This window comes from Pseudomonas sp. GW821-FHT04D07 (genome assembly GCF_059420225.1).
Genome location: NZ_JBWKTH010000009.1, coordinates 96,247 through 110,628 on the forward strand (window position 1 = coordinate 96,247; position 14,382 = coordinate 110,628).

At 63.3% G+C, this 14,382-nt stretch carries 15 protein-coding genes; 2 read left to right on the top strand and 13 right to left on the bottom strand.

Annotated features, from left to right (window positions below; genetic code table 11):
* Nucleotides 1-386 precede the first annotated feature (386 nt).
* Nucleotides 387-1,499, bottom strand: coding sequence for a bifunctional 3,4-dihydroxy-2-butanone-4-phosphate synthase/GTP cyclohydrolase II (gene ribBA / locus AC07T0_RS13755; protein WP_495001692.1), 1,113 nt, complete (start codon nucleotides 1,497-1,499; stop codon nucleotides 387-389).
* 75 nt (nucleotides 1,500-1,574) lie between these two features.
* Here ribBA and AC07T0_RS13760 point away from each other — a divergent pair, with 75 nt between their 5' ends.
* Entirely contained in the window at nucleotides 1,575-1,868 is a 294-nt protein-coding gene (locus tag AC07T0_RS13760; protein ID WP_495001693.1) for a DUF1330 domain-containing protein, read from the top strand.
* A 6-nt stretch (nucleotides 1,869-1,874) separates the two neighbouring features.
* Here AC07T0_RS13760 and AC07T0_RS13765 read toward each other — a convergent pair whose 3' ends face one another.
* The 12 genes from AC07T0_RS13765 to AC07T0_RS13820 all read right to left on the bottom strand — a co-directional run bounded on the left by AC07T0_RS13765 (nucleotide 1,875) and on the right by AC07T0_RS13820 (nucleotide 12,131).
* Nucleotides 1,875-2,438: an NUDIX hydrolase gene (locus AC07T0_RS13765; RefSeq protein WP_495001694.1), complete on the bottom strand. Its 564-nt coding sequence runs from the start codon at nucleotides 2,436-2,438 to the stop codon at nucleotides 1,875-1,877.
* A 1-nt stretch (nucleotide 2,439) separates the two neighbouring features.
* Nucleotides 2,440-3,192 (bottom strand): GntR family transcriptional regulator, encoded by a 753-nt coding sequence (locus AC07T0_RS13770; RefSeq protein ID WP_495001695.1) that lies wholly within the window; start codon nucleotides 3,190-3,192, stop codon nucleotides 2,440-2,442.
* 101 nt (nucleotides 3,193-3,293) lie between these two features.
* The gene (locus AC07T0_RS13775) at nucleotides 3,294-3,779 is read right to left on the bottom strand and encodes a flavin reductase family protein (protein WP_495001696.1); all 486 of its coding nucleotides are present in this window, start codon (nucleotides 3,777-3,779) and stop codon (nucleotides 3,294-3,296) included.
* 12 nt (nucleotides 3,780-3,791) lie between these two features.
* Nucleotides 3,792-5,273 carry an aldehyde dehydrogenase gene (locus AC07T0_RS13780; RefSeq protein ID WP_495001697.1) on the bottom strand — a complete coding sequence of 494 codons (1,482 nt, stop codon included), beginning with the start codon at nucleotides 5,271-5,273 and terminating at the stop codon, nucleotides 3,792-3,794.
* Nucleotides 5,270-6,103, bottom strand: a complete 834-nt coding sequence (locus AC07T0_RS13785) for an alpha/beta fold hydrolase (protein ID WP_495001698.1) — start codon at nucleotides 6,101-6,103, stop codon at nucleotides 5,270-5,272. The genes AC07T0_RS13780 and AC07T0_RS13785 overlap by 4 nt, the downstream gene beginning before the upstream one ends.
* Before the next feature lie 25 nt (nucleotides 6,104-6,128).
* Nucleotides 6,129-6,719, bottom strand: coding sequence for an amino acid synthesis family protein (locus tag AC07T0_RS13790; RefSeq protein ID WP_495001699.1), 591 nt, complete (start codon nucleotides 6,717-6,719; stop codon nucleotides 6,129-6,131).
* 226 nt (nucleotides 6,720-6,945) lie between these two features.
* Complete coding sequence (locus AC07T0_RS13795) at nucleotides 6,946-7,230, bottom strand: hypothetical protein (RefSeq protein ID WP_495001700.1); 285 nt, start codon at nucleotides 7,228-7,230, stop codon at nucleotides 6,946-6,948.
* Nucleotides 7,231-7,275: 45 nt separating this feature from the next.
* Nucleotides 7,276-7,899, bottom strand: coding sequence for a potassium-transporting ATPase subunit KdpC (gene kdpC, locus AC07T0_RS13800; RefSeq protein ID WP_495001701.1), 624 nt, complete (start codon nucleotides 7,897-7,899; stop codon nucleotides 7,276-7,278).
* Nucleotides 7,900-7,911: 12 nt separating this feature from the next.
* Nucleotides 7,912-10,002: a potassium-transporting ATPase subunit KdpB gene (gene kdpB, locus AC07T0_RS13805; RefSeq protein ID WP_495001702.1), complete on the bottom strand. Its 2,091-nt coding sequence runs from the start codon at nucleotides 10,000-10,002 to the stop codon at nucleotides 7,912-7,914.
* A 16-nt stretch (nucleotides 10,003-10,018) separates the two neighbouring features.
* Nucleotides 10,019-11,746 carry a potassium-transporting ATPase subunit KdpA gene (gene kdpA, locus AC07T0_RS13810; protein ID WP_495001703.1) on the bottom strand — a complete coding sequence of 576 codons (1,728 nt, stop codon included), beginning with the start codon at nucleotides 11,744-11,746 and terminating at the stop codon, nucleotides 10,019-10,021.
* 61 nt (nucleotides 11,747-11,807) lie between these two features.
* A complete protein-coding gene (gene kdpF / locus AC07T0_RS13815; RefSeq protein ID WP_100943765.1) occupies nucleotides 11,808-11,891 on the bottom strand; it encodes a K(+)-transporting ATPase subunit F in 84 nt (27 codons plus the stop codon).
* Between the two features lie 93 nt (nucleotides 11,892-11,984).
* On the bottom strand, nucleotides 11,985-12,131 hold the full coding sequence (locus AC07T0_RS13820; protein ID WP_495001704.1) for a hypothetical protein: 147 nt from the start codon (nucleotides 12,129-12,131) through the stop codon (nucleotides 11,985-11,987).
* A gap of 224 nt (nucleotides 12,132-12,355) precedes the next feature.
* Between AC07T0_RS13820 and AC07T0_RS13825 the strand changes: the two genes are divergently transcribed.
* Complete coding sequence (locus AC07T0_RS13825; protein WP_495001705.1) at nucleotides 12,356-14,347, top strand: APC family permease; 1,992 nt, start codon at nucleotides 12,356-12,358, stop codon at nucleotides 14,345-14,347.
* Nucleotides 14,348-14,382 lie beyond the last annotated feature (35 nt).

Here is a 14,382-nt window from a genome sequence, read left to right on the forward strand (position 1 = left end):
TAAGGCGACCGTGCCAAGGGCATTTTCTTGTGCTTTCCCTGTCGGGGGCACTTGGCAAATATCTCCGGTCTACGGAATATCATATTATGGTATTCCAAACTTTCTGCAAGCACTTTGCCTTACCGGTGATCCGGCCTTGACGCTTTTTTGTGGGAGCCGGCTTGCCGGCGATGATGTCTGGACAGTCGATGCAAGACTCGCGGTCCTCATCGCTGGCAAGCCAGCTCCTACAGGGGGGGCGGGGGTGACGCTATCTTGCTGTGCACCAGGGCCTAATGTGGGAGCCGGCTTGCCGGCGATGACGTCTGGACAGTCAGTGCAAGACTCGCGGTCCTCATTGCTGGCAATCGAGCGTCGACCGGCGCTCCCACAGGGTGACGGTGGTCTCAGGGTTGCGGGAAGGGGATGCTCTCCACCACCTGCAGATCGTAGCCGGTCAGCCCGGCATATTTGAGCGGCGGCCCGAGGTGGCGCAGTTGGCCGACACCGAGGTCCTGCAGTATCTGTGCCCCGGTGCCGATCTCCGAATAGATCCGCGATTGCGAACGGCTGTATTGGCGCGGCGGCCGGGTCAGTTGCGGTACACGTTCAAGCAGGGCCTGGGACGATTCATGGTTGGCCAGCACCACCACGACGCCACAGCCTTCCTCGGCGACCCGTTGCAGCGCGGCCCACAGCGTCCAGTTGCTCGGCCCGTGGTACTCGGCGCCGACCAGGTCGCGCAGCGGATCGATGACGTGAACCCGCACCAGCGTCGGGGTATCGCGGCGGATATCGCCCATCACCATGGCCATGTGCACGCCGCCTTCAATGCGGTCCTCGAAGGTGATCAGGCGGAAGGTGCCGTGCACCGTCGGCAGTTCCCGTTCACCGATCCGCAGCACTGTGTGTTCGGTGCTGAGGCGGTAGTGAATCAGGTCGGCGATGGTGCCGATCCGGAGGCCGTGTTGACGCGCAAACACTTCCAGGTCCGGACGTCGGGCCATGCTGCCGTCATCGTTCATCACTTCGACGATCACCGAGGCCGGGGTAAAGCCGGCCAGGCGCGCCAGGTCGCAGCCGGCCTCGGTGTGCCCGGCGCGAGTCAGCACGCCGCCTTCACGGGCACGCAGGGGGAAAATATGCCCGGGTTGTACCAGGTCTTCGGCGCGGGCATCGGCGGCCACCGCGGCTTCGACGGTGCGGGCGCGGTCGGCGGCGGAAATACCGGTGGTCACGCCGTGGGCGGCCTCGATGGACACGGTGAAGGCGGTGCTGAACGCACTGCCGTTACTCGGCACCATCTGTTCCAGGCCCAGGCGCCGGCAATGCTCGTCGGTCAGGGTCAGGCAGATCAGCCCGCGCGCCTCACGGGCCATGAAGCTGATAGCCTGGGCGTTGCAGCAGTCGGCGGCGATCAGCAGGTCGCCTTCGTTTTCGCGATCTTCGTCGTCCACCAGCAGGACCATCTTGCCCTGGCGGTAGTCGTCGATGATGTCCTGGATACGGTCAAAGGCCATGCCGGTGCTCGCTTTGTATGAAAGTGTGGATTATGGTATACCATAATACAAAATAAACCCGCAATGAGGTCATTGATGAAGGCTTACTGGATTGCCCATGTGGATGTCACGGACGCCGAGCAATACACCGAGTACACCCGCCGCGCGCCAGCGGTATTTGCCCTTTACGGCGGACGCCTGCTGGCACGGGGCGGACGCGCCGAGGCGTTGGAGGGGCGGGAAACGCCACAGCGCAATGTGGTGATCGAGTTCGATTCCTACGATCAGGCGCTGGCCTGCTATCGTTCGGCGCAATATCAGGAGGCGCGCGGACACCGCGAAGGCGCGGCGCGGGCTGAAGTGATCATTGTCGAGGGGATGGCGCCCTGAAGGCGCTCAGCGGATAAAGTGAATCTTGCCGCTGTCGTCGTTGCCGATGTAGATGCCGTAGACCCCGGCCTGGCGTTCCTCGATGTAGCGTTCGAGGATCTGCCGGATCGCCGGGTAGTAGATGCTGTCCCAAGGAATATCCTCGGGCGCGAAGAATTGGTAGTTCAGGGTTTCCGGCCCGAACTGGCCGGTGATCTCCAGCGCGATGGCGCGGAAGATGATGTACACCTCGCTGATTTTCGGCACGCTGAAGATCGAGTAGGGCGAGAGGATTTCCGCGCGCACGCCGCTCTCTTCCCAGACTTCGCGCAGGGCCGCCTGCTCGGTGGTCTCGCCCGCTTCCATGAAACCCGCCGGCAGGGTCCAGGTGCCGGGCCGTGGCGGGATCGCCCGTTGGCACAGCAGGTACTGGCCGTCGCGTTCGATGATGCAGCCGGCGATGATTTTCGGATTGACGTAGTGAATGTAGCCGCAGCCCCCGCACATCAGGCGTTCATGGCTGTCGCCCGGCGGCACTTGCCGGCCGAGGTCGGCAGCGCCGCACTGCGGGCAGAAGCGTGGGCTGGACATGTCAGCGGCCCATGCGTGGTTCTTTGAGGGCGATGGGGGCGGTGATCTCGGGGGCCGGACCGGCTTCGTCCTGCTTGCGCTTGAGGTACTCCAGCGCCACCTTGGCCGCCGCGCGCACGTGGTCAACCGAGGCCTGGTGGGCGGCCAGCGGGTCGCCGCTCTTGATCGCCTCGACGATGCGCTCCATTTCCTGGTTGCTCGCGCCGCGCCGGTTTTCCTGGGACACCGAGGTGGCCCGCAGGTAGCTGATCCGGGCCTGCAACTGGCGCAGCTGGGTGGCGGCGACATGGTTGCCCGAACCTTCGAGCAGCACGTCGTAGAAGCCTTGCACCGAATCGATCACCTGTTGCAGTTCGCCCTCCTTGAGGGTCTTGCGATTGACCTCCAGGGCCTTTTCCAGGGCCTTGATGTCCTTGGCCTTGGCTCGCAGGGTGAACAACTGGACGATCAGGCCTTCCAGCACGCAGCGCAGTTCGTAGATATCGACCGCATCCGCCAGGGTGATGACGGCGACGCTCGGGCCCTTGGCGTCGGCGAAGGCCACCAGGCCTTCGGACTCCAGGTGCCGCAGGGCTTCGCGCACGGACGTGCGGCTGACGCCGAGGCGTTCGCACAGATCGCGCTCGACCAGGCGGTCCCCCGGCATGAGTTGGAAGTTCATGATGGCACTTCGCAGCTTGTCCAGCACGATTTCGCGCAGGGTAACGGGGTTGCGATTGACCTTGAAGCTGTCGTCGAGTGGCAGGCGTTTCATGGGATCCGCTCTAAAAGTTCGTGGGGCCGATCGAGGGCCGAAATCATCGGCAAGCTTATCATGCGGCGTTCATCCGCGTCGGCTCGCGCCAGGGCAAAAGCTCAGGCCAGCGCGGGCAACGGGCCGAGCTTGCCCTTGTGGTAGATCATCGGTGTCACCGGCTGCTCGGGCAGGATCAGGTGTTTGACCGCGCCGACGATGATGGCGTGATCGCCACCGTCGTATTCGCGCCACAGTTCGCACTCGATAATCGCCGTGGCGTTGCGCAGCAGTGGATTGCCCAGGGCGCTCAGGTGCCAGTCGATGCCGCGGGCCTTGTCCTTGCCTTTACCGGCGAACGCATAGGCTTCGGCGGTCTGCTCGGCGGACAGCAGATGAATCGCGAACTGCTTGCTGTTGCGCAGGATCGGGTAGGTGTCCGAGGCGTAGTTGGGGCAGAACAGCACCAGCGCCGGGTCGATGGACAGGGCGCTGAAGGCACTGGCGGTGATGCCGACGATGCCGCCCTCGGCGTCCAGGGTGGTGACCACCGTGACGCCTGACGGGAAGGAGCCCATGACTTCTTTGTAGATACCGGGTTCGATCATTTCGTCTGCCTCCTAGCGCATCACGAAGGGGTCGGGCATCGGCGCCGACGAGAGGTTGATCCACACGGTTTTCAGCTCGGTATAGGCCAGCACCGAATCGATGCCGCTCTCGCGACCGTAGCCGCTGTTCTTGAACCCGCCGATGGGCGCCATGGCCGAGACCGCGCGGTAGGTGTTGACCCAGATGATCCCGGAGCGGATGTCCCGGGCCAGGCGATGGGCACGGCCCAGGTCACGGGTCCAGATGCCAGCGGCGAGGCCGAACTGCGAGTCGTTGGCGATGGCCAGGGCCTCGGCTTCGTCCTTGAAGCGGATCACCGAGGCCACCGGGCCGAAGACTTCTTCCTGCATGATCTTCATCGAGTTGCGGTCGCACTCGAACAGGGTCGGCTCGTAGAACCAGCCTTCACCCAGGTTCTCCGGACGCTTGCCACCCAGGCGCAGGCGCGCGCCTTCGGCCAGGGCGTCGGCGACCAGGCCTTCGACCACCGCCAGTTGCTGCGCGGTGGCCATGGGGCCCATCTCGCTGCTGTCGTCCTGCGGGTTGCCGATGCGGATACGTTGGGCGCGGGCCACCAGGCGTTCGACGAACTCGTCATAGATCTCGTCCTGCACCAGCAGGCGCGAGCCGGAGACGCAGCTCTGCCCCGACGCGGCGTAAATCCCGGCGATGGCGCCGTTGATCGCGCTGTCCAGGTCGGCGTCGGCAAAGATGATGTTCGGCGACTTGCCACCCAGTTCCAGGGACAGCTTGGCGAAGTTCTCGGCGCTGCTGCGCACCACATGCCGCGCCGTGGCGGCGCCGCCGGTGAAGGCGATCTTGCGTACCAGTGGATGGCCGGTGAGGGCGGCGCCGGTGCTCGGGCCGTAACCGGTGACGACGTTGACCACACCCGCTGGAATGCCGGCTTCCAGGGCCAGGCGGGCCAGCTCCAGAATAGTCGCCGAGGCGTGCTCGGATGGCTTGATCACGATGGTATTGCCGGCCGCGAGGGCCGGCGCCAGTTTGATCGCCGTCAGGTACAGCGGGCTGTTCCAGGGAATGATCGCCGCGACCACCCCCATGGCTTCGTGCACGGTATAGGCAAACAGGTCGGGCTTGTCGAGGGGCAGGGTACCGCCTTCGAGTTTGTCAGCCAGGCCCGCGGTGTAGTGGAAGAACTCCGGCAGGTAACCGACCTGGCCGCGGGTTTCGCGGATCAGTTTGCCATTGTCGCGGCTTTCCAGCTGGGCCAGTTGTTCTTTGTTTTCGGCAATCAAATCGCCCAGGCGGCGCAGCAGTTTGCCGCGAGCAGTGGCGCTCAGTCCACGCCAGGCCGGGCTGTCGAAGGCGGTCTGCGCGGCTTGCACGGCGCGTTCGACGTCGGCTTCGTCGGCGTCAGGCAGTTCCGCCCAGGCTTGGGCCAGGGCCGGGTTCAGGCTTTCAAAAGTCTTGCCGGACAGGGCATCGACCCATTCACCGTCGATGCACATCTGGAAGCGGGTGAGTGTCATGCAACGATCCCCTTTATCTGGTTTGGGCGGGCGTGGGCGCTGGCAAGAAAGTCCAGCAGCACCTGGTTGACCAGGCGCGGCGACTCCACGGGCATCATATGCCGTTGCTCGGCGAGCACGGCAACCTGGGCGTGGGGAATCCGTTCGGCGAGTTGCCGGGCCATCTGCGGGGTCGATCCCGGGTCCAGTTCGCCGGTGGCGATCAGGGTCGGCGCCTGGATGCCGTGCAGATCGTCGGCACGGTACATGTCCTGGGTGGCGAACAGCTCGTAGGTGGTCAGGTAACCCTGGGGATCGTTGCCGGCCAGGGTCTGGCGGATGGCGGCGATCTGCGCCGGGTTCGCCGCCTGGTACTCGCGGCTGAACCAGCGCGACAGGGCCGCCTCGGCATTGGCATCCGGACCATGTTGCGCCGCCTGGCTGGTGCGGGCGATCACCCCGGCCCGCTGTTCGGCGCTGCGGTTGAACACGCTGTTGAGCACCACCAGACTTTGCAGCTGTTGCGGGTAGTGCAGGGCGAAGGCCCGGGCCACCAGGCCGCCCATGGAAAAACCGATCACGTGGGCCGCCGGCAACTGCAGGTGTTCGAGCAACTCATGCAACTGCTCGGCATAGCCGGGCAGCCCGCAGTCCGGGTCGGGGCGCGGGCTGGCGCCGTGGCCGAGCATGTCGTAGGCGATCACCCGGTAGTGCGGTGCCAGACCGACGACCTGGCCGCCCCACATTTCTTTGTTCAGCCCTACGCCGTGGATCAGGACCACGGGTGGGCCGTCGCCGGTCGCCAGGTAACTGGTGCCGGCCGGGGTGCGTTCAGCGGTGTGCCGAATCATGGAGCGCTCCTGCCTTTCTTGTTGATTACCGGGCTTTCTCGGCGGCCAGTTCTTCCAGGTCGATATAACGGTTGCCGATGCGCGGGTGCAGGCGGCCACCGTCGGCGCAACCGAGGACGACGACGATCTCGTCGGCACGCGGGGCGTCTTCGATGCGCATTTCCAGGGTGATGTAGTGCGAGCGCAGGCCTTCGTCGTCCTTGTGCATCATCGGGATCTGGATCGAGGTGCCGGGACCGCCGCGCTTGTTGGTAAAGCTCAGGTAGCTCTTGGCCTGGACCGCTTCGCGGTAGTGGTTGCCGAAGCGCAGGGTGTGGATCACCGCCGAGGCGTGTTCGATTTCGCCGTCGGCGCCGACCACCGCGGCCTTGCCGTAGGCTTCGATGCGTTCGGCCCCGCCGATGGCCGCCACCAGGCGCTCGACCATCATGGCGCCGAGGTCGGAGCAGTTGGCGCGGATTTCCGGCTTCAGGTCTTCGACGAAACCGCGACCCAGCCAGGGGTTTTTCATCACCACGGCGAGGCCGATCATGGTCACCGGTTTGTCCGCGGCCTTGCCGCCTTCGATCAGGGTCTGTTCGGCATAGCTGACGATCTTGCGGATTTCGAAACTCATAAGGGGGCTCCTGGGTGCACGTTGATCAGATGGTATGATGGTATACCATAATATTGACTGTGCAAGCCCCCTCTGTAAGTTTGTGAGTCCTGTCTGCGTGTGGGATTTTGAAAATGCCCAGAAACCGGTAGGAGCCAGCTTGCTGGCGATGAGGCCTGTCAGTCTTGTACCGACTTCGGGGCCGTCATCGCCAGCAAGCTGGCTCCTACAGGGGGGGCGGTGTTTTTTAGCGACAGCCGGTCAGGGTGACCTTGCAGGTCGAGGGCGTTCCGCCCGATTCCGCGGCGTAGCGCTGGCAGTTACCCATCGCTTTGGCACTGGCGTTTTTCACGTTCGGTCCCCAGGCCAATCCGCCATCCCCCTGCGTCGGTACCGCCTTGGCGTAGCAGGCGTAACCTTCGACCGGGGTTTGCGAACCTCTCCCCGAGCAGCCGGCGATCATTGAACATCCGATCGCCAGCATCAGCAGGCAGAACAGGGGCGGGGCGCTTCGTGAAAGCTGTACGTTCATGTCTATTGTCGCTGTTGCAGAGTAAGTCCCGCCTATTGTCCCGCCTTATTGATGACTCGGATAGTCCCTTTGCAAAGCCAGGTTCAGGGTCAGCACGTTGACTCGCGATTCGCCGAACAGCCCCAGCGTCGGTGCCTGGGTATTGGCCTGGACCAGCGCCAGCACATTGTCCAGCGCGGTGCCACGTTGTTGCGCCACGCGGGTGGCCTGCAAGGCGGCATTGGCCGGGCTGATGTCCGGGTCCAGGCCGGAGGCCGAGGTGGTCAGCATATCGGCGGGCAGGGGCTGGCCGGCCAGTTCCGGCTGGGCCTGTTCCAGGGCATGCCGGTCGGCGCTCAATCGATCGCTCAGGGCCTGGCTGGTCGGCCCCAGGTTGGAGCCCGAGGAACTGGCCGCGTTATAGGGCGACGGCACGGTTTTCAGCGGGTCCTTGGGATCGGTGTCGGTAGTGGCCGATGGCCGCCCATGGAACCACTGCGGGGCGTCCCATTGCTGGCCGATCAGCGCCGAGCCGATGACCTGGCCTTCGGCGCTTTTCACCAGGCTGCCGTTGGCCTGTGCGGGAAACAGCAGTTGCCCGATTCCGGTGACGGCGAAGGGGTAGATCAGGCCGCAGAGCACGAAGGTGACGGCGGTGACACGCAGCGCCGGTGACAAGAACTTGATCATGAGCCGATCCTCCTACAGGAAGGGTGCCAGGCACAGGTCGATCAGCTTGATGCCGATAAAGGGCGCAATCAGCCCGCCGACGCCGTACACCAGCAAGTTGCGATAGAACATGGTTTCCGCGCTTTTTGGCATGAAGTTGACGCCGCGCAGGGCCAGGGGAATCAGTGCCGGAATGATCAGCGCGTTGAAGATCAGCGCCGACAGGATGGCGCTTTGCGGCGTCGCCAGGTGCATCAGGTTCAATGCCGCGAGGCCCGGCAGGGCGACCATGAACAGCGCCGGCAGAATGGCGAAGTACTTGGCCACGTCGTTGGCGATGGAGAAGGTGGTCAGGGCACCGCGGGTGATCAGCATGCGCTTGCCGATGGTGACCAGGTCCAGCAGCTTGGTCGGGTCGGAGTCCAGGTCGATGATATTCGCCGCTTCCTTGGCCGGCATGGTCCCGGTGTACATGGCCAGGCCGACATCCGCCTGGGCCAGGGCCGGGGCGTCGTTGGTGCCGTCGCCGGTCATGGCCACCAGGTGCCCGGCCGCCTGTTCGCTGCGGATCAGCTTGAGCTTGTCCTCGGGGGTGGCCTGGGCGACGAAGTCGTCGAGGCCGGCCTGGGCGGCGATCACGCTGGCGGTGGTCGGGTTGTCACCGGTGACCATCACCGTGCGAATCCCCATGGCGCGCAATTGCGCGGCCCGTTCGCGGATCCCCGGCTTGAGCACATCGGACAGGTTGATGATGCCCAGGATTTGCCCGTCGATGGCCACCGCCAGGGGCGTCGCGCCTTGCTGGCTGACGCCGAGGGCAAGGCGCTCGAGGTCGGCGGGAATGGCGCTGCCATAGCTGTCCCTGACGTAGCTGACCAGGGAATCCACCGCGCCCTTGCGCACGACACGACCGTCGGCCAGGTCCGAACCACTCATGCGAGTTTGCGCCGAGAAGTCCATGCCCACGGCTTCTTCCAGACGGCTTTCCTCGTGGATGCCCTGGGCCTTGGCAAAGGCCGTGGTGGACTTGCCTTCCGGGGTGCTGTCGAACAGTGAGGCGAGGTAGGCCGCCTGTTGCAGTTCCTGGCGGGTAACGCCCCTGACCGGCAGGAACTCGGTGGCCTGGCGGTTGCCGATGGTGATGGTGCCGGTCTTGTCCAGCAGCAGGGTGTTGACGTCGCCGGCGGCTTCCACGGCCTTGCCGGACATCGCCAGCATATTGAAGTGCAAGGTGCGGTCGATACCGGCGATGCCGATGGCCGAGAGCAGGGCACCGATGGTGGTGGGAATCAGCGCGACGATCAGCGCCACCAGGTCGGCGACGTTGATCTGCGCATTGAGGTAGCTCGCCACCGGGGCAATGGCGGTGACCACGATGACGAAGATCAGGGTCAGCACCGAGAGCAACACGGTGAGGGCGATCTCGTTCGGGGTTTTCTGTCGTTTGGCGCCTTCCACCAGGCTGATCATGCGGTCGAGAAAGGTGTTGCCCGGCGAGGCGGTGACCAGGATCACCAGTGAGTCGGAGATCACCTTGGTACCCCCGGTCACGCTGGAGTTGACGTCCGAGCCGGACTCCTTGATCACTGGCGCGGATTCACCGGTGATCATCGACTCGTCGACATAAGCGGCGCCTTCCACCACTTCGCCGTCCATGGGAATCAGCTCGTCGCGGTTGACCTTGATCAGGTCATCCTTGCGCAGTGAAGCGGCGGACACCACTTCCATACGACCGCCGGGGAGCAGCCGCGTGGCACTGAGCTGCGTGGTGGTTTGGCGCAGCGACGCCGCCTTGGCCTTGCCGCGACCCTCGGCCATGGCTTCGGCGAGGTTGGCGAACCACACCGTGATAAACAGGATGAAGGTCACCACGCCGTTGTACAGCGAGGTCGCATTCGACGGCCCGAACAGTTGCGGGTTGAGGGTCAGCGCGGCGGTCACCAGGGTGCCGATCCAGACCACGAACATGACCGGGTTCTTGATTTGTACCCGCGGGTCGAGCTTTTTCAGCGGTTCGACCAGGATCAGCCGCAGACTTTCCTGGCGGTCGTCTGCGCGCGGCGCCTTGCGGGCTGCGACAGGGGGCGACAGCGGGGCCAGTGGCAATGCTTTTTCAACTTTCATCTCAGTCTCCTCACCCTTAGAACAGCAAGTGCTTGTTCATGGCGAAAAACTCGGCGATCGGTCCAAGGACCAGCGCCGGCAGGAAGGTCAGTGCGCCGACGATGACGATCGTCGCCAGCCACCAGATGCCGAACAGCGGGGTATCGGTACGCAGGGTGCCTATGCTGGGCTGCAGGGTCGGCTTGGCGGCCAATGAGCCGGCGACCGCCATCAGGAAGATGATCGAAGGGTAACGACCGATGATGATCACGCAGGCGATGGCCAGGTTGTACCAGGGCGTATTGGCGTTCAGGCCGCCAAAGGCCGAGCCGTTGTTGGCGGCGGCGGAGGTGAAGGCATAGAGCACTTCCGAATAGCCATGCACCCCGGCATTGCCCAGCGCGGCCACACCGTAGGGCATCACCATCGACCAGGCCGAGGGCGCGAGGATCACCAGCGGGTGAATCAGCATGGCCAGCGAGACCAGGATAATTTCCCGTTTCTCGATCTTCTTGCCGAGAAACTCCGGGGTGCGCCCGACCATCAGGCCGGCGACGAAGATCCCGATCAGGCCGTAGATCAGGAAATTGAGAAAGCCCACGCCCTTACCGCCGAAGACGCATTGCAGCATCATCTGCACCAGGGTCGAGAGGCCGCCCAGCGGGGTGAAACTGTCGTGCATCGAGTTGATCGAACCGGTGGTGAACGCCGTGGTGTAGGCGGCGTACAGTCCGCTTTCGGCGATGCCGAAACGGACTTCCTTGCCTTCCATATTGCCGCCGGCCTGCAGGGCGCTGGCGTGGGTGTCGATACCCAGCTGGCTCAGCAGCGGCGTGCCGGCCTGTTCCGGAATCACGCAGAGCAGCAGGAAACCCACCATCATCAGGGCCATGACGCTGTAGATCAGCGTGCTCTGGCGACGGTTCTTGATCATGTGGCCGAACATCACCACCAGGGCGGCGGGCAGGCTGGCCATCAGCAGGAGCAGCACGAAGTTGGTCAGCGCGTTGGGGTTCTGGAACGGGTGTGCGGCATTGACGTTGAAGAAACCGCCGCCGTTGGTCCCCAGGTTTTCAATGGCTTCCTGTGTGGCGACCGGGCCCAGGGTCAGGGTCTGGTGGCCGCCTTGAAGGGTGTCGGTCACCACGCTGGCATCCAGGGTCTGCGGTACGCCTTGCCAGATCAGGAACAGGCTCAGCACCAGCACCACCGGTAGCAGCACCCGGGTGGTGAAGCGGATCAGGTCGCGGTAGAAGTTACCGAGATTGGCGCCACCGTCAGTGACCAGCAAGGCGCGAATAAAGGCAATCGCCACCACGAAGCCGGTCGCCGCCGAGGTGAACATCGGAAAGGTGATGGCCGCCATCTGGCTGAAGTTGGACAGGGTGCTTTCGCCGCCATAACTCTGCCAGTTGGTGTTGGTGATAAAACTGATGGCGGTGTTGAACGCCTGCATCGGTTCCATGCCGGCGAAATGCTGCGGGTTGAGCGGCAGCACATTTTGGAAGATCAGCACCAGGTAGATCAGCAGGGCCATTACCAGGTTGGTCGCCAGCATGTGCAGGGTGTAGCTTTTCCAGTTCATCGCCTGGCTGCAGGCCTGTTTGCCGATCAGCCGGTAGAGCAGGTTGTCCAGCGGATCGAGCGCCCGGTCGAGCACGGTTTTCTGATCAGTCACCACCCTGGCCAGATAACGTCCCAGCACCAGGCTCAATGCCAGGGTGGCGATCAAGGTAATAATGATTTGTAGCCAGAGGTGTGACATTGCATTAACTCCTGAATCAACGGACTTTTCTGGAGTGCTCCATCAGGCAGAAACAGGGCAGTCAGAACTTCTCCGGGTTGATAACGGCGTAGAACAGGTAGATCACTACGCCGACCACCAGTGCCAGTAACAGATCAATAGCCATATCGAGTCTTCCATGTTGTCGTGCTTGAGTGGGGCCGCGGGCGAAGAGCGCCCGCGGCGGTGCTTTAAATCGCTCGGCGAGCCGTTTTCAGGGTCAGTTGCGGCTGTGCCGGTTCTGCAGCACAGGCTTGATATCCGGGGCTTTCGAGGGCGTTATGACGTTATCGGCAAAGTAGACGACCAGCCCGCACAACAGATAGAAGCCGATGATCGCTGCAAACAGGAGTGCGCTGAGTAACATGACGTTAGTCCTCGATACCTGTAGCGTTAGTGGGCACTTTCAATCGGCTTTGCCGATCTCGGTGGGTACAGTTCAAGTATAAGTAGAGGCTTATTCGGGTCTGATAAGGCCTGTGTCTTTTTAGGCTTTGGCGCTATCAATTTTCCGTAAAAAAACTTGGCGAATTGATACGTGGGGTCCTAACTGACATCAAGGCTATAAACAAAGCATTCAAGGTGGCGGTCATGCTCAAACTGGAACGGCTGGCACAGGGGGTTATCGGGCCCGCGCGTGATCCACTGGCCCCCGATACACGGGCCCATACGCTGCTGGTCGGTCTGCTGGCCTGGGCGGGCCTTGGCGCCAGCGGCCTGGCTTCGGTCAGTTATGGCCCGGAGAGGGCCTATCTGGCGCTGGGAGCCCATCCTGAGTTGGGGGTGTTCCTGGCCCTGGCGACGCTGCTGACCGTTTGGGTCCTGTCGCTGGCCTACCGTCAGGTCGTCGAACTGTTTCCTTCGGGCGGCGGCAACTACAAGATCGTCTCGAAACTGCTGGGCCCCAGGCTTGGCTTGGTGGCCGGTTGCGCTTTGCTGGTCGACTATGTGCTGACCGTTGCGGTTTGCCTGGCCAGCGGCACCGATGCGTTGTTCAGCCTGCTGCCCGTGGATTTCCAGAGCCACAAGCTGGTGGTGGAAATCGGTCTGGTGCTGCTGCTGATCCTATTGAACCTGCGCGGTATCGCCGACTCGATCCGCTTGTTGCTGCCCCTGACGCTGGGGTTTGTGTTGGTGCACGTGGGGCTGATCGTCTATGGCGTTGCCTCGAAAGCCGGTGACCTGACGGGTACGCTGGTCCGCAGCTCCGCTGACACCGTGGCATTGTCCGGGGATATCGGCTGGCCGCTGCTGGTGGCCCTGTTCCTGCGCGCCTATTCCCTGGGCGGCAGTACTTACGCGGGGTCCGAGGCGATTGCCAACAACGTCAACCTGCTGGCCGAACCCCGGATCAAGACCGGGCGTATCGCTTTGCTCTCGGTCGGTTTTTCCCTGGCGTTCATGGCCGGCGGCATGATTCTTTTGTACAGCCTCTGGGGCGCGCAACCGACCTATGGGCAGACCCTGAACGCGGTGGTGTTCAAGTCCGTTATCGAGCAACTCGGAGTCGCCCCGGGCGTCAGCCACGCACTGCTCCTGCTGACCCTGGCGCTGGAAGGCGCGATTGTGTTCGTGGCGGCCAATTCGATCCTGATCTTCGCCCCCTCGCTGCTCGGTCGCATGGCTGCCGATTCCTGGCTGCCTCACCGTTTCTGCAACTTGTCCAACCGCCTGGTCAAGCAGAACGGGGTGGTTTTCGTCGGGGCCTGCGCGCTGTTTATCCTGTTGTTGTCCCGGGGATCCCTCGGGTTGTTGGTGGTGCTCTACAGCATCAATGTGTTCCTCAGCCTGGCCCTGGCCAAGGCCGGGTTGTGCCGGCACTGGTGGCAGCATCGCCGCGAAGGGCCTTGGCTCGGGCGGATGCTGGTGGCGGTCACCGGCTTTTGCGTGGCCTCGGGCATTCTGCTGGTGACCCTGACGGAAAAATTCTTCGAAGGCGGCTGGGCGACCCTTTGCCTGACCCTGCTGGTGATCGGCGGTTGCGCCCTGGTTCGGCATCACTACGCCAAGGTGGAAACCCTGCGGACGCAGATGGATAGCGAATTCACCCTGCCGGCGCAGGTGCTGGCAACGGTCACCCGCATCGAGCCCTCGCCGGATGCACCGACGGCAGTGATCCTGGCCACCGAACATTGGGGCGCGGCGATCCATACCTTGCTCTGGGTGCAACGCCTGTTCCCGAATCGTTTCGCCAACGTGGTGTTTGTCGGTATCGTCAAGGTGGAGGGCCACGTGTGGGGGCGGATTGACGGTGTGCAACGGCGCAAGACCCGGCTCGACGAATCCATGGATCAGTTGGAGGCCTTCTGTGCCCAGGCCGGTATCAGCGCCACGCGGCGGATCGGCTACGGCACCGACCCGGTCGCCGAACTGCAGAAGCTGCTGGGCGAAGCGACCCGGCACTACCCCGGCTGCGTGTGCTTCAGCAATAAGCTGATCCTGCAGGACAGTTGGGGCTTCAGCGAGTGGTTGCACAACCAGACGCCGCTGTTATTGCAACGCCGGCTGCACCTGGATGGCATTCCCTTGGTGATTTTGCCCCTCAGATTGAACGGGTCCGAGCATAAGAGTGTGATGGCCTGAGTGCTCCGGAATGTTTATTTTGCATCAAATGTAAA